Annotated in this window: 21 protein-coding genes and 1 pseudogene; 2 read left to right on the top strand and 20 right to left on the bottom strand. The window is 36.6% G+C overall.

The window, feature by feature from the left end:
* Window positions 1–392 precede the first annotated feature (392 nt).
* The 15 genes and pseudogenes from ACQ5H4_RS01220 to ACQ5H4_RS01150 form a co-directional block, all read right to left on the bottom strand.
* Window positions 393–1,865, bottom strand: a complete 1,473-nt coding sequence (locus ACQ5H4_RS01220) for a BglG family transcription antiterminator (protein WP_430773149.1) — start codon at window positions 1,863–1,865, stop codon at window positions 393–395.
* 177 nt (window positions 1,866–2,042) lie between these two features.
* Window positions 2,043–2,789 carry a ChbG/HpnK family deacetylase gene (locus ACQ5H4_RS01215; RefSeq protein WP_430773148.1) on the bottom strand — a complete coding sequence of 249 codons (747 nt, stop codon included), beginning with the start codon at window positions 2,787–2,789 and terminating at the stop codon, window positions 2,043–2,045.
* Between the two features lie 36 nt (window positions 2,790–2,825).
* Window positions 2,826–3,326: a PTS sugar transporter subunit IIA gene (locus tag ACQ5H4_RS01210; RefSeq protein ID WP_430773147.1), complete on the bottom strand. Its 501-nt coding sequence runs from the start codon at window positions 3,324–3,326 to the stop codon at window positions 2,826–2,828.
* Window positions 3,301–4,761, bottom strand: a complete 1,461-nt coding sequence (locus ACQ5H4_RS01205) for a PTS transporter subunit EIIC (protein ID WP_430773145.1) — start codon at window positions 4,759–4,761, stop codon at window positions 3,301–3,303. Before ACQ5H4_RS01205 ends, ACQ5H4_RS01210 begins: the two co-directional genes overlap by 26 nt.
* Window positions 4,762–4,866: 105 nt before the next feature.
* The gene (locus tag ACQ5H4_RS01200) at window positions 4,867–5,697 is read right to left on the bottom strand and encodes a PRD domain-containing protein (protein WP_430773144.1); all 831 of its coding nucleotides are present in this window, start codon (window positions 5,695–5,697) and stop codon (window positions 4,867–4,869) included.
* Between the two features lie 317 nt (window positions 5,698–6,014).
* Window positions 6,015–6,788 carry a Cof-type HAD-IIB family hydrolase gene (locus tag ACQ5H4_RS01195; RefSeq protein ID WP_430773143.1) on the bottom strand — a complete coding sequence of 258 codons (774 nt, stop codon included), beginning with the start codon at window positions 6,786–6,788 and terminating at the stop codon, window positions 6,015–6,017.
* 316 nt (window positions 6,789–7,104) lie between these two features.
* Window positions 7,105–8,505 carry a sigma-54 interaction domain-containing protein gene (locus tag ACQ5H4_RS01190; protein WP_430773141.1) on the bottom strand — a complete coding sequence of 467 codons (1,401 nt, stop codon included), beginning with the start codon at window positions 8,503–8,505 and terminating at the stop codon, window positions 7,105–7,107.
* 57 nt (window positions 8,506–8,562) lie between these two features.
* A complete protein-coding gene (ablB, locus tag ACQ5H4_RS01185; protein ID WP_430773139.1) occupies window positions 8,563–9,432 on the bottom strand; it encodes a putative beta-lysine N-acetyltransferase in 870 nt (289 codons plus the stop codon).
* A gap of 69 nt (window positions 9,433–9,501) precedes the next feature.
* Complete coding sequence (locus tag ACQ5H4_RS01180; protein WP_430773138.1) at window positions 9,502–10,779, bottom strand: peptidase; 1,278 nt, start codon at window positions 10,777–10,779, stop codon at window positions 9,502–9,504.
* A 25-nt stretch (window positions 10,780–10,804) separates the two neighbouring features.
* On the bottom strand, window positions 10,805–11,446 hold the full coding sequence (locus ACQ5H4_RS01175) for a 3-oxoacid CoA-transferase subunit B (RefSeq protein ID WP_430773137.1): 642 nt from the start codon (window positions 11,444–11,446) through the stop codon (window positions 10,805–10,807).
* On the bottom strand, window positions 11,431–12,123 hold the full coding sequence (locus tag ACQ5H4_RS01170; RefSeq protein WP_430773135.1) for a CoA transferase subunit A: 693 nt from the start codon (window positions 12,121–12,123) through the stop codon (window positions 11,431–11,433). The genes ACQ5H4_RS01175 and ACQ5H4_RS01170 overlap by 16 nt, the downstream gene beginning before the upstream one ends.
* Window positions 12,120–13,472 carry an aspartate aminotransferase family protein gene (locus tag ACQ5H4_RS01165; protein ID WP_430773134.1) on the bottom strand — a complete coding sequence of 451 codons (1,353 nt, stop codon included), beginning with the start codon at window positions 13,470–13,472 and terminating at the stop codon, window positions 12,120–12,122. The genes ACQ5H4_RS01170 and ACQ5H4_RS01165 overlap by 4 nt, the downstream gene beginning before the upstream one ends.
* 155 nt (window positions 13,473–13,627) lie before the next feature.
* The gene (locus ACQ5H4_RS01160) at window positions 13,628–14,605 is read right to left on the bottom strand and encodes a S66 family peptidase (protein WP_430773539.1); all 978 of its coding nucleotides are present in this window, start codon (window positions 14,603–14,605) and stop codon (window positions 13,628–13,630) included.
* Between the two features lie 68 nt (window positions 14,606–14,673).
* Window positions 14,674–16,140 carry an NAD(P)/FAD-dependent oxidoreductase gene (locus ACQ5H4_RS01155; protein WP_430773133.1) on the bottom strand — a complete coding sequence of 489 codons (1,467 nt, stop codon included), beginning with the start codon at window positions 16,138–16,140 and terminating at the stop codon, window positions 14,674–14,676.
* A gap of 185 nt (window positions 16,141–16,325) precedes the next feature.
* Window positions 16,326–16,418 (bottom strand): annotated as a pseudogene (locus ACQ5H4_RS01150) (YjcZ family sporulation protein); the annotation flags it as partial.
* Between the two features lie 250 nt (window positions 16,419–16,668).
* On the opposite strand from ACQ5H4_RS01150, the gene ACQ5H4_RS01145 reads away from it, so the two are divergent.
* The gene (locus ACQ5H4_RS01145) at window positions 16,669–17,274 is read left to right on the top strand and encodes a DUF502 domain-containing protein (protein WP_430773131.1); all 606 of its coding nucleotides are present in this window, start codon (window positions 16,669–16,671) and stop codon (window positions 17,272–17,274) included.
* A 29-nt stretch (window positions 17,275–17,303) separates the two neighbouring features.
* On the opposite strand, the gene msrB is transcribed toward ACQ5H4_RS01145, so the two are convergent.
* Together msrB and msrA are read right to left on the bottom strand one after the other, a co-directional pair.
* On the bottom strand, window positions 17,304–17,693 hold the full coding sequence (gene msrB, locus ACQ5H4_RS01140) for a peptide-methionine (R)-S-oxide reductase MsrB (RefSeq protein WP_430773538.1): 390 nt from the start codon (window positions 17,691–17,693) through the stop codon (window positions 17,304–17,306).
* Between the two features lie 35 nt (window positions 17,694–17,728).
* Window positions 17,729–18,256 (bottom strand): peptide-methionine (S)-S-oxide reductase MsrA, encoded by a 528-nt coding sequence (gene msrA, locus ACQ5H4_RS01135; RefSeq protein ID WP_430773130.1) that lies wholly within the window; start codon window positions 18,254–18,256, stop codon window positions 17,729–17,731.
* Between the two features lie 153 nt (window positions 18,257–18,409).
* On the opposite strand from msrA, the gene ACQ5H4_RS01130 reads away from it, so the two are divergent.
* A complete protein-coding gene (locus ACQ5H4_RS01130; RefSeq protein ID WP_430773129.1) occupies window positions 18,410–19,180 on the top strand; it encodes a DUF4397 domain-containing protein in 771 nt (256 codons plus the stop codon).
* A 21-nt stretch (window positions 19,181–19,201) separates the two neighbouring features.
* Here the strand turns inward: ACQ5H4_RS01130 and ACQ5H4_RS01125 are convergent, their stop codons facing one another.
* The 3 genes from ACQ5H4_RS01125 to ACQ5H4_RS01115 all read right to left on the bottom strand — a co-directional run bounded on the left by ACQ5H4_RS01125 (window position 19,202) and on the right by ACQ5H4_RS01115 (window position 21,264).
* A complete protein-coding gene (locus ACQ5H4_RS01125) occupies window positions 19,202–19,777 on the bottom strand; it encodes a YpmS family protein (protein ID WP_430773128.1) in 576 nt (191 codons plus the stop codon).
* Entirely contained in the window at window positions 19,770–20,603 is an 834-nt protein-coding gene (locus ACQ5H4_RS01120) for an SGNH/GDSL hydrolase family protein (RefSeq protein WP_430773127.1), read from the bottom strand. The genes ACQ5H4_RS01125 and ACQ5H4_RS01120 overlap by 8 nt, the downstream gene beginning before the upstream one ends.
* 82 nt (window positions 20,604–20,685) lie before the next feature.
* Window positions 20,686–21,264 (bottom strand): SCO family protein, encoded by a 579-nt coding sequence (locus ACQ5H4_RS01115; protein WP_430773126.1) that lies wholly within the window; start codon window positions 21,262–21,264, stop codon window positions 20,686–20,688.
* Window positions 21,265–21,347: the final 83 nt, after the last annotated feature.

Genomic DNA, 21,347 nt, shown 5'->3' with positions numbered 1-21,347 from the left:
TTTGTAACATTAAACCCGATACTAAGGATGGAACACTTACAAAAACAGCTACCTCTAGAGATTTTCCATTTGCCCTCTCCCTCCTATGTTAATTGTCCACTAAATTTTTGATAGCGTTTTCATAGTAGTTCTATGTTAATTATAGGTGTACACGACAACTCTTTTAAAACCAAAAAATTTCGCTAACAAAACGAAAAAAAATAAAAAATTATCCTACACTTCACCAACAGTGGTACTAGTAGGATTTATAAATTCACAATAATTTAAAGTTTAATAGGATTCATATTACTTTATACTGATCTGAAACTTATAACAGTATAAAGGCTATATTTCCAAACATTATAAGTAAAAGAAAGCTCTTATCTTCAGAAAGAGCTTATAAGCTATACAGTTTATAAGATTGAATCTATGTATTTTTCTAATTCTAAGATAAATTTAACATCAAATTCAGGAGTAATTCGATAAAATGGAATTTTGGTAATATCCGCCAATGGAGATGTTGTAATAATAAAATCTATCTTTTGCATATTTTCCTCTTTCTCGTTTATAAATTCTGCATAGGTATATAACCCATTAAAATATAATTTTTCTCCAAGGTATTTAATGATCTTATTTTTTATAAGACTAATGACACCTTCATCAAAGTCGCAAACCAATATTGTGTTTAATTTTTGTTTCCATAATTCATTTGTTGCCACTAAATGTAACGTTACATAAGCTATTTCAGTTAGATTGGTGTTTACATCTAGGTATTTTTTTAATATTGCAGATATATCTAAAGCCATTTTAGACTCTAGGTGAAATTTCCCCATAATATCATGAGGTATTGGATTTGGTATTCTATGGTTTAATTTTAGTCGATTAATCATTGGTGTAATGTATAAAACTAAATTTTCCTTAGCTACGGTTTGTTCGGATACATTTACATTAAATCTTCGATCAACTTCTTTAACGAATTCATTAACAATCTCCACTGATTCGGATGTTTCAATTTGTTTAATATTCGTACCAGTTAAAAATTGCTTTGATTGAAAATAACACTGCAAATTCAACCATTCATTTTCTGGTAACTCTACGTTAAAATAAACTTCTATTTCTCTCCGTAAAGATTCCATAACAGGTAATAGAACCTCTTCGCCTTCATAAGATTCTAAAAAGAAACCCAACTTGTAACGCCTGATTGCAATTAGTATTTCCAAACTAAACATCATACAACTATTTCCAGTTAAATAATACCTAAATTTCTTTGATTCACTTTCTACAACATCATAGGTTTCCTTAAACAAATTTGAAGGATTTGTTTCCTTAAAAATACAATTCCAATATTTTGTTATTGTACTAACACTTATTTTTTCCCCTATTATCCAGTAAACAATATTTCTCTTATCTTTTTCCCCGCATATAAGTGTTAAACCCTTCGATTTTGAAGTAGAAACGTTAATCCCAAAGTTAATTTCCAACCAGTTTTGCACCAATTTAATATCATTTCGTAAAGTCGCATCTGAAACAAAAAGTTGATCTGCTAATTCTTCTAACTCTAAATTTTCATTAAAAGTTAAATAAAGAAGAATATACATTTGTCTTTCAAATGGTGTAGTAGGTATGTCAGAGATATATTCAAAATCAAGACATGATCTTATAATATCCTTTTCTATTATATGCATCTTGGATTTTTCAGAAAAATAATACCCTCTTTTTGTGGCTATAATAGAAATATCAAAGTTCTTTAACAAGCTATTAACTTTTTTAATATCTAGTTGAATTGTCCTTATACTAACATTACATATAAGTGCCAACTCTCCAACAGATGTACATTTATGAGCGTTGAGTAACTTACTAATAATTTCTCTATACCTTCTATTCATTTGAACCATCTCCCTAATCAAAAAATGACTTATGATTCCAAGTAATATGGTACAAGGAAAGGAAAGGAAATAAAACTACCTGGATCATATTAATTACCAGGTAGTTTACTAAAGTTATTAGGAATATTATTCACTTTTGAACTTATGAATTCCTTCTTGCATCTTCATAATTAAACCTTACAGCTCATCATAAGTAATTAATTCTACATCATTATCTTTAAGCCACTTTCTTGTGTCTGGATCACATAACATATCGACTTCCATTGGTCTGGGCAAAGTAAGTGACGAGTGTTTTAAAATATACCCATCTAAATAACCAGGATGGCATACAAACATATAATATCTATCTTCATCTGCAGTTTCTATTGTTTTCTTCAAAGATTCAAAAGGATCATAATTTGGTTTCATGAAGTCCATACTAATAAAAACGTCTTTATTATTGATCTTTATTGACCCATCCATAGAAAACGGAGAATATTTCAACCCATATTTTTCCGCAACTATCTCTAACCCCTTAAAGAAATTTACGCTAGCAACTGCATGGCCCTCGAAATAACTTGGATTCTTACCAGTAAGCTCTACAAACCTTTTATATTGAGCTTCAATTTCAAGTATTACTTCATCCAAAACTACAAAGTCCTCTTCTGCCTGCCTATATTCTTTAGAAGATTTAAATTCACCATTCTTATGAGTAATACTAGGTATCAAAGAGGGATCCGTTAGAGGTTTGCCATTGCAAATGTTTGTATGTTGCCCTAAGCAGACTTCTGAATCTTCCAACAACTTCAATCCGTGGACAACCGCAGGCATGTTAGTCATAATACCTACACTTCCAATAATGCCTTCATTTACTGTTTTAGCAATACCATAATTAACACCTTCTGAATAACCTAAGTCGTCTGCACGTACTAACAATTTCTTCATATAAAAATTCTCCCTTAAAGAGTAATCCTAACTATTTTATGAGATTTGCATGATTTTTTCTGATCTTCCCTTAACTCCCTGCATTAATACTAATTCATTAGGATAATCCTCTGAGTTTGTTACAACAATAGCTGTTGTAGTTACATATCCAGCGGCTTCAATATCAGATATAGAAAACTTCATGATCGACTGTCCACATTTTACCCTGTCTCCTACTTTTACAGACGGTAGAAAGCCTTTGCCATTCATTTTAACTGTGTCCAATCCGACATGAATTAATAGTTCTATCCCATCATTGCTTTTAATTGCAAGAGCATGTTTTGTAGGAGTTATAAGAATAACTTCTCCATTAAAGGGTGCATATACTTCTCCCTTTAATGGTTTCATCCCACAACCTTTCCCTAACATTCCTTCCGAAAAAACACCATCTTCTATATCCTTAAGAGGAATAACTTCTCCATCAAATGGTGAATAAATATTACCACTTTCGGTTCTTTCATTTTGAATTATATTACGAAACTTTTCCAATATCCCCATTGGTAACACCCCATGACTGTTCTTTCTGAATAAGCGGATCGTCTTTCTTGAAACCAAAGAAATAACTTGCAGCCGCAGAAACAACAAATGCAATTATCAACGAGATAATCCCATTGATAAAATTAGCTGTTGGACCGCCTGCAAAGCTAAGTGCAGCAAGTACACTTGCAACTGGAATCATTGCATATGCAGTGACATTCATAATACCTGCATATAGACCTCCAACAAAAGCACCAACAATCATTCCAATAAACGGACGCTTGTATCGCATCCCAACACCATACATTCCTGGCTCTGTTACACCACCTATTGCCCCAGCAACAAGGTAACCAAAACTAAGACTCCGTTGTTCCTTATTTTTAAGGCGAAGTGCTACACCTAAACACATACCTGAAACAGCAAGACTAGCAATAGCTCCTGCAGGCATCATAAGAGCTTCATGTCCATTCGTTGAAAAAACAAGAATAAGGGTAGAAATCATTACAAGATGCATTCCGCTCAACACTAAGAATTGCCAAAGTGCAGCAATTATAGCAACCGCTATGAATCCACCACCGACACTTGATAAACCTAAAAGAGCCTTTGATGTGTAATTTCCGAGAAAAGAACCAGCAGGTCCAAGAATAACTAGAGAAATCGGTAACATGACTAGAATGGTTAATGATGGTGCAAAAATCGTCTTAAGTACATTCGGTAAATATTTCTTGAAAAACTTTTCGACATAAGACATAACCCAAACAGATAAGATAATCGGTATAATTGTACTAGCATAATTCTGAACCTGTGCAGGAATACCGAATACGTTAAAAGCCTTTCCCTCGGTTGCTATTGAAATTAACGTTGGGTGCAACATAATACCACCTAAAAACATTGCAACTACTGGTGTGGCACCAAACTTTTTAGCAGCTGTATAACCAACTATAATCGGGAAGAAGTAGAATCCAGCATCCCCAACAAATGTTAATAATGTATAAATGTCACTTGTTTCATCGATAACCCCTAACATTGTTGGTCCAAGTACTGCAACGAGTAATTTAAACATTGATGCTGCCAATAGTAATGGGATTAACGGTGTGAGACAGCCTGCAAGACCATCAAGAATATCTGAACCAACAGACTTAAGTGTCACCTTTTTCTTTTGTTGATCTTTATTATCAACTGCTGTTGAATCATTTTTAAAGCCACCAATTTCACAAAGGCTATTGTATACCTGATCTACAGTTTGACCAATAATTACTTGATATTGACCTCCTGCTTGCATGACACCAATAACACCCGGAATATTTTGAACTTCCTCTTGTTTTGGTATACTCTCATCCTTAAGATTAAAACGAAGCCTCGTCATACAATGAGTTACATGACTGACATTGTCCCTTCCTCCAACTGCCTTTAACACATCTTCTGCAATCTTTTGAAGCTGTTCTTTTTTAGCCATCTTTTTTTCCTCCTTTTATATATAAAAAAAACCCAAAGCTAATATGATTTTAATCTCATAATAACTTTGGGTGATGCCTCCATAACGAGTAACAATCCCTACTATTTAAATGTTGGTATTCTTTATAATCCGATTTATATGCATCATCAGATATAAAATTTCATCTTTTGTAGTGTTAGATTTCAACTTTTCATCTATATAATTACCAATCATAAATGCACATTCATAAACCTGTTCATTATTTTCTTTCATTACCTGCAAGATGGTGGAATTATCATTCATAAACTGTGTTTCTTCTTTGACCCTTTTAATATAATACCTCATATGCATAGCGAATCTATTAAAATTAAAGCTAGTTCTATCAATGGTTATTGAGAAAAAGATTTCAATCTTATCTGCAACTTCCCAGATTAATGATTCTGTATCTGGACCTTCTTTTTCAGGCTCCTTTTCTTCTTGTGCATTCACAAAATGCATCGCAATATTCGTAATTTCACTGTCAGGAAGTATCACGCCTAGTCTTTTTTTGATTAATTCGACTGCATATCTTCCTAGAGTAGTTTCTTGGGGATATAACTGCTCAATATCATAAGAAAACAACATCTGCATTTTTTTATATTTTTTTAAACGAATTATCGCAAAATTAATATGATCCGCTAAACCAATCAGAAGATTCGGATTAAGAGGTGATGTAAGTGTGTTTCTAGCTTTATCAACAATAAGAGCAGTTACCTCAAAAATATTTTCTGGAATTTCCTCAATTAGATTGTAGAACCTATTGTCAATCCGATAAAATGTCATGGATATTGAACTTAAATCGGTAATCTCATATGGCATCGGTCGAAAACCGATTCCTTTTCCAAAGGCTATTAGTTCTTTGTTATTACTATCTGTACATATTGCTACGTTGTTATTAATTTTTTTAATTGCCCTCATAATTTAACTCCTATATGGATTATTAAATACCAAAAAACTCTTCGAAGCATACCAAATAAAGATAGGTAATGCCTCAAAGAGTAACAATCTCAAAGAGTAACAATCCTTTTAAATAAGCAGTTATGTTAACGCTTGCACTTATACTATCATAAGACTTTTGGATTGGCAATACTTTTTCATTTGTATGCTATGTGAGTTTTTGGAATCTAGCGACTCGCATTAGAAGTTAGGTGTATTTGGACCTACTCTACAAGTAGGTTATTTAGTGGTATTCGAATTGTTGCTAATTCATAATAATGTCTATTAATCCGACTCTATTAAATTAGTTGTAATTTTGTTAACCCATTTAAGATTCCATCTTCTGAGTTAGAAGAGGTGATCAAGTCACTTACCTTTTTTAATTGAGGAATTGCATTACCCATTGCAACTGATGTTCCAACTAAAGAGAACATCTCCATATCATTAATATCGTCGCCAAAAGCATATGTATTTTCTTTGTCAATCCCTGCTATTTCAAGAAGTTTAGCAATCCCAGTTGCTTTTGAAATATCGTTTGGCAAGACATCTAAAGCAAATCTATTCCATCTAACAAACCTATTTTCAATATATCTTTCCTTGTACATAACTTCATCTGGATTCTCACAAAACAGAAGTAATTGGTAAATTGGTTCCGTACGATAATGATTTTGATCGACCGAAGGATAAGCCATTTTATTCGGTTCATAAAGGTTTCTAATATAAGGATGTTCTCCAATACTTGATTTCACGTCGGAAAGACTAACATACGCAAGTGCGTGATTTTTATTTGTAGAAAACTGCGTAATATCGTGTAGAAAATCAAAACTTAGAGGATTTTTATGAATTTCTTTTCCTTCGTAAACAACATACTGTCCATTGATTGATACGTATGAATTAATGTTTAATTCATCTAACAGCCATTTAACTTTTGCAGGCGTTCTCCCTGTTGCAACCGCTGTAATGATGTTATTTTCTTGAAGTTTTTTTATCGCTAATTTTGAGGACTCAAGCAGTTTCTTTTCTTCGTTTAATAACGTTCCATCAAGGTCAAAAAAGACAATTTTTTTATTCATAAATTTCCTCCTCAATGTTTTATGAAAAAAGTATTTAGAAATTAACATTAAGTAATCCCTAAAATTATGATAAATGCGTAGGTAACTATTGTGAAGAAGGCACCTGAGAGTAAGATAGTAACCTTTTAGTAACTATTGAGGTTTTTTTTGTAAATAAAGCAGTGTCTTTATGTACTTATTCTCTTTTGTTAACTTTTTCTTGTGGGATCCTTTTTAATACTTCACAGGCACTGGAACTCCCATCCAGTTACCATTCAACCTCTTTTTTCTCTCCATGGGAATCTACATCTTAATTTTCATACAAAAAGGTGCCAATTTAGTCGGCACCTTGTACCTCGTACTTTTGAATTTTGTATTGAAGGGTTTGTCTTGGAATTTGTAGACGTTTTGCTGCTTGCTTTATATTTCCATTTGTTTGCTCAAGTGCATCACAAATCATATTTTTTTCAAACTCCTGTATTTTTTCCTTTAGCGAATAACCTTTGATAATTTTCCTAGAAACAGATGTATTTCCTTTCAGCATCGCAGGTAGATGTTCTATATCCAAACTTGTATCTTCACAAACATTCATCATATACTCGATCGTATGTTTGAGCTCCCGAACATTCCCTGGCCAATCGTAGGAGTGAAATATGTTCATCACTTCAGTAGACACACCTTGAATATTTTTCTGAAGTACTCCATTATAATGGTCGAGAAATTTATTCGATAAAAACTTAATGTCTTCTGGCCTTTTCCGGAGTGGCAATAACTCAAACGTTAATACATTTAGCCGATAAAAGATATCCGTTCTTATCAGCTTTTCTTCCAGTGCTTTTCTCGGATGAACATTCATTGCAGCGATCACCCGAACGTCTACCTGTACACTTTTTGAGGAGCCAATACGCCGAATCATTCCGTCTTCAAGAACACGTAATAACTTTGCCTGCAAATCAATCGGCATGGCATGAAGCTCATCCAAAAACAGCGTCCCTCCATCCGCAAGCTCAAACAATCCAGGGCGGTCAACTGCTCCCGTATAACTCCCTTTTGCTGTACCAAAAAGAATACTCTCGAGTAATGTTTCTGGAATGGCAGCGCAATTTTGAACAATAAAAGGGGCATTTCTTCGAACAGATGCATCGTGTATCCCTTGAACAAATAATTCTTTCCCCGTTCCACTTTCTCCATAAACTAATATCGATGATTGCGTTTTTGCTAGCTTATAAGCTTCTTTTTTAAGTTGAAGAAACTCATTGTTTTCTGTTAGTAAATCATCAAAGGTATACTTAACGGTGCTTTTGCTTTTTTTCTTTGGATTCATCACTTGTTTTTCTTTTTGTAAATCCAATAATTGTTCAGACAATCTTTTGATGCTCGAATAATCCTTTGCTACTTCCATCGCGCCAAAAAAATCGCCATGTACACAAATAGGAATCGTTGAATTAATGGTTTCAATCTTTTTTCCGTGAATATTGTAATAAGATTGAGCCACATTTACAATTTCTTTTCTAGACTTTATTACTCTTAATAACGTGCTCGTCTTTTCTGTTAACGATGGAAACACTTCCAATAACGGCTTCCCTATTACTTCACCCACCGTTAATCCATCGTGTTGGGCGGCCACCTCGTTATAAAAAATCGTCTTGCCGTTTAGATCCACAACGTGAATGCCCTCATCAACGCCCTTTAAGATTTCCGTCACTACTTCAATGGAAATACTGCTTGTTTCAAACATCATTATCACCACCTAAAGCATATATATGCTTATGTGCCGAAAAACTGTCACTTTATATTAATTTTCGGAAGCTTGGTAGGTGGATAAATTTTTCACCCAAACATTCATGTCTTCGAGCTTATCAAAAATGTAACAATTGTTCACTAACCGTCCTCGGTATTGATAACCCAATTGATGGAGAACGGCATTCATTCCAAAGGATAGCGACCTTGCTATAGAGTAGGAACAATAGATTTGTTGTTCAAATAAGTCTTCTTCAAGCTTTTTCAAAAGGATCTTCATTAATCCAAATTTTCGGTGATCCTTCTTTGTCGCACAATCCGTTAATTCTGCGTTACGAAACAAGTAATTCACTTCAGCAGATGCTGCACTAATTATTTCGTTCTGATACATAAAGGCATAGTAGATGGTACCTTCTTTCATTGTCTTTTTCACATATTCGGGATCATGCAGGGGAGTGGGATAAATTTGAAATACCTCTCGATACAAATCCGAAAGCATTTCCGCTTCCTTCTCACCCACTTTCATAATCTTGTAATCTGCTGGTGGCATAATCACTTGTGACGATCTCTTTAGATGCTGAACAGAAGCAATGATATCTTCTTCGACTTGAAGATAAGCGGTACAAGATCTGACTGGCTCAAAGTATTTACAAAAAAAATAACCATCCGATCCTAAAAAATACCCATCTATGATCGCTTCATTCTTATATCCCTTTTCTAAAAATATTTTGTAGTCCTCAAATTTCCCTTTAATAATTATTTTTTCACTATGTGCCTCTTTTGCAAGCTCTTCGGTAGCTTGCATGACGAGGTAGGGGTCCCCCACATAATGATCCACTCGTACACGTTTATTAAAAACGTCCATGTAAACTTTGAATCGAATCCCACTCTCCTCAACTGTACGATAAGCTGGCAACTGATTCATCGTATCTCCTCCTAAAGGGAAAGCCCGACCAAATACTTGATCAGACTTTCTTCATTATTTCTATACAATCTATGAATCACTTCCACTTACTTCACACCAATTCAGGATGGTAGTAGCAATGATATCCGCACTCGTAAATATATCTTCTAAAACAATATATTCGTTCGCATCATGAGCGACCTCTGTTACCCCTGGACCGAAGATTACCACTGGAATATCCCCAATTTTTGATAGTACTCCTCCATCTGTACCCCATGGGGAAGCTTCAATAACAGGGGAAGATCCCATAACTTCTCGGTAAGATGACTCAAGAGTAGTAAGTAACGGATGTTCTAGTTCTAAATCACCGGGGATCCACCTTCCACCAAACCACTCAACCGTGGTTGGATAGTCTTTAAACCATTTGTCCTTCTTTTCGAGCTCCTGCAATGAATGTTTTAGTTCAGCCTGAACGGCAGACATTTTTTCATCGGGTGCTACACCAATTCTTCCCTCTATTATACAAATATCTGGAACGGAAGATGGCCAATCCCCGCTATAAATCTTCCCGATATTTATCGGAATGGGAATGGGTATATTTTTATACAATGGGTCTACAATTCTACTATTCCGAACCTTTTCTAGCTCATTCAACTGATTGATCACCAATATTCCTTTTTCAATTGCATTTACCCCTTCGTACCTAGTACCCCCATGTGCTGAGCGTCCTTTAACAGTCACACGAAACCACATAGAGCCTTGCTGCTTTGGAAAGATTTTCAGATTGGTAGGTTCAGGAATAATCGCTCCATCCGCCCGATATCCCCTTAGTACGGCAGCCAAGGTTCCAGCGCCTCCACTTTCTTCTTCTATCACACTTTGAAAGATAATATCACCTTTCAGCTGAATCTCTGCAGCTATAATCGCTTCCATCGCATGAAGCAGGGCCACCGTTCCTCCCTTCATGTCTGTGGAACCACGACCATATAATTTTCCCTCTTCGATTAAGCCACTAAACGGATCATTTTTCCACTCAGCCAAGTTATTTTCTGGCACCACATCAATATGACCGTTTAGAATTAATGATTTGCCATTTCCAGTCCCCTTCAAAACACCAACAACATTCGGATTCCCCGTATAATCCTTTCGATCCGAGCAGTAAGCAGGATGGTTCATAAGGGTTTTATCACCAATCTCCCATATATCAAGCTGAAGACCTAGCTCTCTACACTTTTCAATAATTATTGCTTGAGCAGCAGCTTCCTTCCCCCTTACGCTTCCCTCCTGTACAAGCTTTTGAAGAAGTCTAGTTGCATGTACGCGATTCCTTTTCATCCACTTTCTAACTTCGCGAAGCTCCTCTTCCATCCCTCTTCGCCCCTTTATCTATGTGTTACTTACAAAAAAATGAACAATCAGTAGACTCACGAACTTGATCCAATGTATAAGGTTGAAAAACCTCACTTAAAACTAAACCTTTATCCGTCACATGAAAGACGGCCATATCCGTTATAATCATATCCACACACGAGCGAGAGGTTAATGGAAAAGAGCATTCTTTTACAATTTTGCTATTTCCCGCTTTATCTATATGGTTCATTAAAACGATCACCTTTTGTGCTTTCTGTGCAAGCTCCATTGCACCTCCCATACCAGGTATTTTTTTACCCGGAACAATCCAGTTCGCTAAATCTCCTTTTTCACTTACCTGCAATGCTCCTAAAATGGTGATATCCACGATTCCCCTACGTATCATTCCAAAGGCAATGACACTATCACAATAAGAACCACCACTAACTAAACTAACCGGGTATCCTCCAGCATTACAGAGGTTTTCATCCTCATCCCCATGTTCTGGTGAAGGCCCCATCCCAACAATTCCATTTTCCGCATGAAACATGACGTTTATTTCTGATGGAAGATGGTTCGGAACAAGCGAGGGAATTCCTATCCCTAAATTAACCACCATGCCTTCTTTAATTTCTGCCGCAGCTCTTTTGGCCATTTGATCACGAATACCTATTCCCATACCCATTTCCAGTTCACCCCTTCAGTCGGAACAATATAATTGACGAACACTCCAGGTGTGACGATTTCATCCGGATGAAGTTCACCCACTTCAACGATTTCCTCCACCTCTGCGATCGTAATATCTCCAGCCATCGCTACCAAAGGATTGGTATTTCTTGCACTTTTATCATAAATAAGGTTGCCGTATTCATCTGCCTTCTTCGCATAGACAATTGATATTGGCGCACTTAATGCTGTCTCTAGTAAATAATTTTTCCCCTCTAATACAACTATCTCTTTATTCGTTGACACAAAGTCACTATCCATTCCAATATCTGTTAAAAAGGCTGGAATTCCAACGCCACCTGCCCTAATTCGCTCTACTAACGTTCCTTGAGGTGAAAATTCTACTTCAAGACTTCCCTCAGTCATTAGTTGCCCAGCAACAGGATTGGAACCGATGTGAGAAGCAATGACTTTTTTTACTCGTCCGTTTGCTACAAGCCTCCCAATCCCTATATGCGGAAATCCCGTATCGTTTCCAATAAGCGTTAAATTCTTAACCCCTTTATTCAGTAGCCCTTCTATAATAGATGGCGGAGAACCAACCCCACCAAAACCACCAAACATAATGGTTCCACCATCATGAAATAAATTTAAAACCTTTTCCACCGTGGTAATCTTATTGAAGCGATTTTTCATATCTTACCACCCCCCTCTAAAAATTCATTGGAAAAGTCTAGGAAGGTTTCACGCAGAAGAATTAGTAATTCATCGATCTCGTCCTTAGAAATCGTCAGGGGCGGAGCAAGGATAATAGCATCACCATGAATTCCGTCAAGTCCAGCAGCTGAAGGGTAAAGCAATAAACCATTATTAGCCCCAAGCTGAATCATTGTATTTGTAACTTGAGCATTTCTTGGAAAAGGCTCTTTATTTCCTAACGATTGAACAAATTCAATCCCAATTAACAAACCTTTACCTCGAATATCTCCAATAAATGAAAATTCTTTCTTTATTTCTTGTAAATGATGAAATAAATAAAAGCCCTTCAATTCGACCTGCTCTATAATTCTATTATTTTGTAAATAGTCCATGACTGCTAGTGAAACCGCGCATGATTGTGGGTTCGCACTTAGGGTATGACCACTCATTATACTTTTAGTTCCAGCCAAGATTGGTTCCATCACTTTGTCACTCACTAATGCTGCAGCTATGGGTGCATAACCTGCTCCCATTCCTTTGCCGAGTGCGACTATATCTGGCTCGACTCCCCAATGCTCACAAGCTAGCATTTTTCCCGTCCGGCCAAATCCAGTCATTACTTCATCTGCGATAAAAAGAATACGATGATGGTCACATATATCTTTTATTATTTTGTAATAACCCTCTGGAGGTGATATGGCCCCACCCGCAGCCCCAATTACCGGCTCTGCTATAAAAGCAGCAATCTGTTCTGCTCCTATTTTTTTAATCACATTTTCCAGTTCAGTTGCACAGGCAAACTTACACGAGGTCGGTTCTAAGTTATATGGACAACGATAACAATAAGGAGGTTGTATGGAGGGAAAATCCTCAAGTAGAGGGACGAATCTTGCTCTCCTCAAGGTATGACCTGACATCGATAACGCACCGAGTGTGATTCCATGATAACTAACCCATCGAGAAAGGATTTTATTTTTCGTTTTAACCCCTTTTTCCTGCCAATGCTGTATGGCAATTTTCATAGCAGTCTCTGTTGCTTCTGAGCCACTATTTACAAAAAAACTCCAGTTCAAAGACCCAACACATTGTTCAGCAATTTTTTCAGCTAGTGCTTCCGCTGCTTCACTAGTAAACTGCGATCGGTAGACAAAGGACACCCGCTTTGCTTGTTGAACCATCGCATCAATAATTTCGGGAACACCGTGACCAATATTGGCAGTTACAGCACCGGATGAAGCATCAACATACCTCTTCCCTTCCTTGTCATATAAATAAATGCCCTTCCCATAATCTATTGTTGGATATACCGCATCAAGCAACGGTTTAATTAAATATGAATGCTCCATTTGACTCCCCCGTTCATACAAGCGTAAGCGATGCCTTATAAGATTGTATGAGTAAGAAGAGGAAATCTTTCTTTGCAAAGTTGTTTTTAGTTCCTAATTCGTGTATACAAAAAGTGAAAAGGAGCCAAATATAAACAAATGGTTCCTTTTCACTGCTATAGTTGATCTATTTGTATTGAGCAGCTACCTTGCCCCGCTTCAATGGTTGCTTTTCCACCGATTGGAAGTGTCGCAATTGGACTAACATGTCCAAAGTTCACGTTTGCTATAATCGGTATATGTGAAAGCTCTCTTTTAGATGAAATGATTTTCCTTAAAGCTTCTTCGGTTACTTGGGAATCCTTTTGAAATCTTCCAATCACTATCGCTTGAATATCATAGGCATCTGGGAGATGAAGGAGAGATTGCAGGTCCCTGTCGAAGGTGAGTGCATGTGATTCGTCATCATCTTCAATAAACAGGACACTCCCTTTTAGCGACGGCATAAACTCAGTTCCTTGAAGAAGATTCATTGTACACAGATTTCCCCCCATAATGGTTCCCTTTCCACTTCCTTCCTGAAGGATAAGATATTCCTTTTGTTCATGGAAAGTCCGATCTTCTTGGTCTAAATACCAAGGATCATCACTCCAAAATTCGGAGGGTGCAATTTCATATGGTGCATCATTGGTGATTGCTTCAATAAAGGAATTCATCGTGTACTCCAAGCCATGTTTCATCCCAAAAGTAGAAAATTGTGGACCAGAGTAAGTGATCAATCCAGTCTTTTGATAAATAGAAAGGTTTAATGCGGTAATATCACTATAGCCAATAAATACTTTAGGGTTATTTTTAATGATATTAAAATCGATATACTTGAGCAATTGATTGGCGTTATATCCACCTATAGCTGTAAATACCCCTTTTACATTAGGGTCCAGAAACGCGTCATGCAAATCTTCAATCCGCTCTTTGATTGACGTACTAAAAAACTCATCGTGAGTATGTACATGTTTCCCAAACGTCACATGAAACCCTAATGCTTCTAATCGATTTCGAGCAATTTCAACTTGTTTTCCCTTAATGATCGCCATGCTTCTAGAAGGCGATATGACTCGAACTTCATCACCTGGTTGTAAACGTGGTGGAACAATTCCCATTGAATCCTTCCCCTTTTCTAATAGAAAAATAGAACCTGCCATGAATTGACAGGTCCTTCTTATTATACCAAAACTGGTTCTGTGTTTGTTCGTCTAGTTGATTTTGCAACGATATCTCTAGCAATCCAAACACCGCACGCACTAGCTTGAGCCAGTCCTCGAGTGATCCCTGCTCCATCTCCACCAACATAAAGCCCGCTAATTTCCGTCTCAAAACGATCATTTAGCTTTGGTCGTGCAGAGTAAAACTTCGCTTCTACACCGTAGAACAGTGTGTGCTCAGAAGCAAGACCTGGCGATACATGATTTAATGCTTCTGTCATTTCAACTAAACTCTTCAGTGTATTATATGGAAGCACTAACCCTAAATCTCCAGGTACTGCTTCTTTAAGTGTCGGCTCTAAAAAGCCCTCTTTAATACGCTTTTCAGTGGAACGGCGTCCTTTTAAAATATCTCCGTACTTTTGAACAATTAGTCCACCGTTAGATAAACTATTGGCTAGCCTAGAAATTTCATGTGCGTACTCATTTGGCTTATCAAAAGGATCTGAGAAGGTGTGAGATACTAATAAGGCAAAGTTCGTATTTGGGCTACCTAATTTAGGATCCTTATAAGCATGACCGTTCGCTAACATGATTCCAGAGTGGTTCTCAACAACGACATGTCCTGATGGATTGCTACAGAATGTTCTTACGCGAGTACCAACAGATGTATTAAACGTAAATTTACCTTCATACAAATGCTCATTAATTTCTTCCATGACAATATTTGATGTTTCTACACGAACACCAATATCCACTTGATTATTAATCATTTTTAAACGTCTCGATTTTAATAGCTTAGCCAACCATACCGAACCGTCGCGTCCTGGTGCAACCACCACTTTTTCAGCAGATAAGCTTTCCCCAGCCTTTAATTTAATTCCGGTTACCTTATGACCATCTGGCGTTTTTTCTGTGATTAAGTCCTCAACTTCTGCCTTGTAGACCATATCAATCTTTGTTTTTAAGTATTCGTATATGCTTTGAAGGATTTGTAGATTTTGTTCTGTTCCTAAGTGTCTTACTTGAGCACGTAACAGCTTTAATCCTGCTGCATATCCACGTCTCTCGATATCTCTAACTTTATCAGTTAAAGGGTCAGTGATGCTTTCTGTCGCTCCGTGGTCAAGGTTGATTCGGTCCACGTAATTTATTAAATCAACAACCTGTGAATCTGGTAAATAATCCGTCATCCAGCCACCAAACTCACTAGTGATATTAAACTTTCCATCCGAGTATGCACCTGCTCCTCCAAATCCGTTGGTAATAGAACACGCAGGTAGACATCCTGCAAATTCCTTCCTACCAGCGGCTGGTGGGCATTTCTCGATTTTTTTTTGTAAAATAGGACAGTTTCTTTTATATATGTCGTGACCTTTATCAATTAATAATATGGATGCTTCTGGCATTTTTAATGTAAGTTCATAACATGTAAAAATTCCAGCTGGACCTGCTCCAACAACGATAACATCATAATTTGTTTTCAAGGTATTCCCTCCGAGGCTACTATCTATATTCGTATTTCCTTTAACCATGTGTAAATATACCAAATATAGATTATTCAGTCAACAAAAATACGAACATTTTTTATAACTACAAATATAATGTTCGTATTTTAGTTTTTTGAATTCAAACAAAAACTCGAGCACTATCGCTCGAGCTTCTGTTTATATTAGCATCCTTTTCCGTAGAAACTAGCACCAATGATGATGAGTAGAATGAAAAGGACAACGATTAATGCAAAACCGCCACCATATCCACATCCAACTGGCGAAACTGCTGTAGGGTACCCGTAACCAGGGTAACAAGGGTCACATCCATGTCCGTAATGCATAAAGTTTATACCTCCTAATTAAGCTTTCCTTTTACACTATCCACAATATGTAGTAGGTCCTTGTCCCGCATGTGTATATGCCCATTTTTTCCGAAAAAGTTTAGGCGATCAGTGTTTCCCTTGTCAAAAGCGGATAAACATTGTAATGTTTTTATATTAAGAGGTTAGGAGTTATTTAAAAATGAAAAGTATTTTAAAGAGCTTTGTAAATGGTATTTTAACGATTGTACCAATTATTCTCGTAATTTACGTAACATATAAAACCTTCATGTTTTTAGATGGACTATTAGGTGGGTTCCTGAAGCAGTACTTTAAAGAGTCGTATGTTCCAGGGATCGGAATTTTGGCAACGTTAGTGTTAATTACCATTCTAGGTTTTTTATCTACGAAGTTTGTAACGGGTACCATCTTCCGAATCATTGACAGATTATTAGAGAAAATTCCTTTCGTGAAAACTGTTTATTCGGTTATCAAAGATACTGTCCATTCCTTCTTAGGTGAGAAAAAATCCTTCTCAAAGGTGGCACTTGTAACCGTACCAGGTACAAATATGAAAAGCCTGGGGTTTGTTACAGCAGAGGATCTTCAAGTTTTTTACGAACCGCTAAGTGATTATATCGCTGTGTATGTCCCACAAACCTTTCAAGTTGCTGGATTCACCTTTTTAATCAAAAAAGAGGATGTTGAATTTATCGATGTTAAGCCAGAAGACGCGATGAAATTTATCCTTTCTGGTGGCATGACCTCGAAAAAAACAACATTGTTAGAAGCTCAAAAAGAAAGGTAAAAGCCTCATTTGGCCTTTACCTTTTGATTTTATGAAAATAAAACTTTATACTTACCGTATCCTTTTTCATCCAGCTCCTCAACGGGAATAAATTGAAGTGCCGCAGAGTTAATACAGTACCTTAACTTCGTCGGACCTGGTCCATCATCAAACACATGACCAAGATGAGAATCTGCAGATTTACTTCGAACTTCGGTACGAACCATAAAATGACTATGATCCATTTTTTCGATAATTTCTTCCTCATCGATAGGCTTTGTAAAGCTTGGCCACCCACATCCCGCATCATATTTATCTTTCGAGCTAAAAAGCGGCTTACCTGAAACAATATCTACATAAATACCTTCGCCAAACTGATCCCAATATTCATTTCGAAACGGCGGCTCCGTCCCATTTCTTTGGGTCACTTCATATTGCATAGGAGTTAATCTTTCTTTTAAATCTCCCTCTTTTGTCACTGGTCATCCCCCCAAGCTTTCTTAATAAAGGCAGCACGCCCAGACCCCTCTGAATACCGTCCATATCGTACTGGGTTCTTCTTATAAAATTGCTGATGATAATCTTCAGCGGTATAAAATTCTTTTGCCGGTAAAATTTTTGTCGCGATAGGCTTTGAAAAACGACCACTTTGCGCTAATTCTAGCTTTGATTGTTCAGCTAATACTCTTTGTTCTTCGTCATGATAAAAGATTGCCGTTTCATACGATTGGCCCCGATCATAGAACTGGCCACCAGGATCGGTTGGATCAATCTGTTGCCAGTATACACTTAACAGCTTTTCATAAGAAAACACTTCAGGATCATACGTAATTTGTACAGCCTCGTAATGCCCCGTTGTTTCTTGGCATACCTCTTCGTAAGTAGGGTTTTCCTTATGTCCCCCTGTATAGCCACTGATGACAGAAATAATTCCAGGCTGTTCATCAAACGGTTTTACCATACACCAAAAGCATCCACCAGCAAATGTCGCAAGTTTCTCCATAAGGCACCTCTTTTCAAATAACTCCTACATATATAGAGTATTTCATTAAGACTTTCAATGCAAACAAGGAGCTTCCATACAGTAAAAAACATAGGCACCTCTTCGACCTTCAAAGCATATGTTACACTGAATATCCTTTAAGGAGTGAGGGGTTTGTCTGAATACAGAAACCATGATGACTATATGCATAAAGCTGCTAGGTATGATTTATTAGCACAATATTATAAATACTTAGATCCATCCATGCATATTCACTATTACCAAAGACACATTAGATACATGAACAAAGCAATGAGTTCCTTAAGAGCTCAATCAGTTGCAAACTACTATCAGAGCAGTTCACCAGCTAGAATTCGTATCCTACATGCTTCACCTGATGCACCGAAAGTTGATGTATATATTAATGGAAATCGAATTTTACGCGATTTTCCATTTAAAGAAACTAGCAATTACTTATCATTACCTGCTGGAAAGTATCAAGTTGACATATATCCTGCAGGAGACATGGTATCAACCGTTCTAAGTAAAAAGGTAACGGTTGAGGCTGGGAAGCAATATACACTTGCTGCTGCTGATATGGTTGAAAAGTTAAAGCTTGTAGAGCTTGAGGATAATCCGAGTATCCCGTCCGGTGAAACAAAAGTTCGATTTGTACATCTCTCACCTGATACTCAACCTGTTGATATAGCCGTAAAGAACGGTGATGTTGTATTCCGTAATATTGGGTTCAGGCGCTCAAGCGATTATTTAGCCCTGTCTCCATTGACCGTCGATCTTGAAGTAAGATCTGCAGGAACTAAGGATGTCCTTCTTCCGTTGCCAGCTCTTTCTTTCCAAAGAAATCAAGTTTACACACTTGTAGCGGTAGGACTAAGTGATGGTGAACCATCGATTGAACCTATCATTTTAACGGAGAGAGAATAAAATAGGTGGCCATTTCCCCACCTATTTTATTGGAACAAGAAGAGTAAATACAATATTATCTCTTTTTAAATCAAATGTATTTACTCTTACCTTTGTATCACTCTTTAGTTTTAGATCATGAAGGTTTACGTAGACCTCTTCATCATTTGGTCGAATCGTAATCCAAGAAGGTATATCATAACTGTCTCGAATGAATTTCAATACGACAGGTACGGGCAATTCTAAATGCCCGATTGAGATGGTCTTCTGTCTTAGGATCAAGTCACCATTATCTAAAGACGCTGGTTCAAAGGTAAGTTTTAATTCCACGTCTTGAGTAAATATTTTCATTGTCCCGTACAATTCTACCTGGTCAGTTAGTGTGACGTTGTATTTGATTCTCTCATTCAGCCCTTGCTCTTCAATATAATGATTGATCAATCTGTTTAAATCGGCTTTGTTTGATTGAACATGAAATTGTACATAATCATCCTGATTGATATCGTTTAGAGCAATCTCTTCATCCTTTGTAGGTAGGAAAATCAAGAAAATCACTCCAACTACAACGATGATATTAACAATGATCAAAGCTATAAAAAGTTTTTTCCAACTATTCATTAGTGTTTGCCTCATTTCTGGCAGTCGTTCTAACCTCATACCGTTCCGTCAATATTCCTAATGTAAGAGTTTCGTAAATTCTCACAGCAATTTTTTCGTAACCTAAATCATTAGGATGAAAGTAATCTGTATATAAAAGATTCTCTTCACTTTCCCGAAAAATATCAGCTATATCGACAAAATAGGCCCGTTCATAGTCGGTTAATATCGTCCGACTCGTTATATTCCAATCCTGCATTATGATATCCATCTCTTCTACATCAGGAAACCACTCGTAAAAAGGATTGTACAATCCGATCAAGACAACCGTACCTGAAGGATTTACTTCACGAATCAATTCAATTATGGTCCGAAGATTTTTTTCAAATTGTTTTTTTTCCGTTTTAAATAACTCCAGATCTAAGGTAGAAAAATTTTCTCTTACTACTTTCATTACATCATTTCCACCAATGGTGATAAGGATCATATCTGCTGACGTTATAGAATCCTTCACTTCATCTGTCTTTAATTTACTAATAAGCTGGGACGTTCGATTGCCTCTTACTCCATAGTTCACGATTTCCGCTTCGCTTATTCCCTTTTCTTTTTCTAGATACTCCTTAAGGTAAGGTACATAGCCTCCACGGTTTGTACTGTCCCCTACACCCTGAGTTAAAGAATCTCCTACTGAAACCATTTGAAAAGGTTCGGAAATAAAATCGATAGGAATAGATGCTTTGTTTTTTACCGTAGTTTCTCTAAACTGTATTTGATCTAACTTTTGATTTTGTATTTGACTGCAAGAGGAAAGTACAAAAGAAATAACAAGAATAAAGGCCCACCTCACGAAACACACCTGCCTTTATAGTTTTTTGTATAGTCTATGGTGAACTGCTTGTCAAATAAACTAAAATAGACCTTTAAAAGGTCTATTGAAGGGCTTTCATATCATTAATAATTTCCTCATAAGGAATTTCATTAAGACCAGTATAATATTTCATAATTTTACCATCTTGATTAACTAGATAAAAGTCAGTCCCGTGAATAACTTGGTCTTGATTTGTTGGTTTTTTAACTATTGTCTTGAATGAATCCATTGCAAACTCTTCTATATGCGTTTGCTCATATCCAGTCAGGAAATTCCAGTTAGAAAAATCAACCTTGAAATACTCGCCAAATTCTTTTAACACTTCAGGTGTATCAACATTAGGATCTACAGAAAAGGAAACAAACTCAACATTTTCAATCCCTTCATCTTTGACCATCTGTTGAAGCTTTTCCATATTATACGTCATTGGAAGACACACGTCCTCGCAGTTAGTAAAAATAAAGTCCGCCACCCACATTTTCCCTTCTAAATCTTCTAAACTAAAGGGCTTACCTTCCTGATTTGTATACGTAAAATCAGCAACTGGCCAATTTTTCGCATCTGGTATCCCATTATTCCCACATGCTGCAAGAATAAATACCATCAGAATACTTACCAATTTAAACATCTTAACCTTCATTTATCCACCTGCATTCATCATTCTATTCAAGTTTTATTCTAGCAAACGAGATAATAAGATGAAAGGGAAAAGAACTAAACTTC

Source organism: Bacillus coreaensis, assembly GCF_050586445.1.
Classification (GTDB): Bacteria; Bacillota; Bacilli; order Bacillales; family Cytobacillaceae; genus Robertmurraya_A; species Robertmurraya_A coreaensis.
Note: the sequence above shows the minus strand (reverse complement) of the source record. Positions and strands in the feature narration are given on the sequence as shown.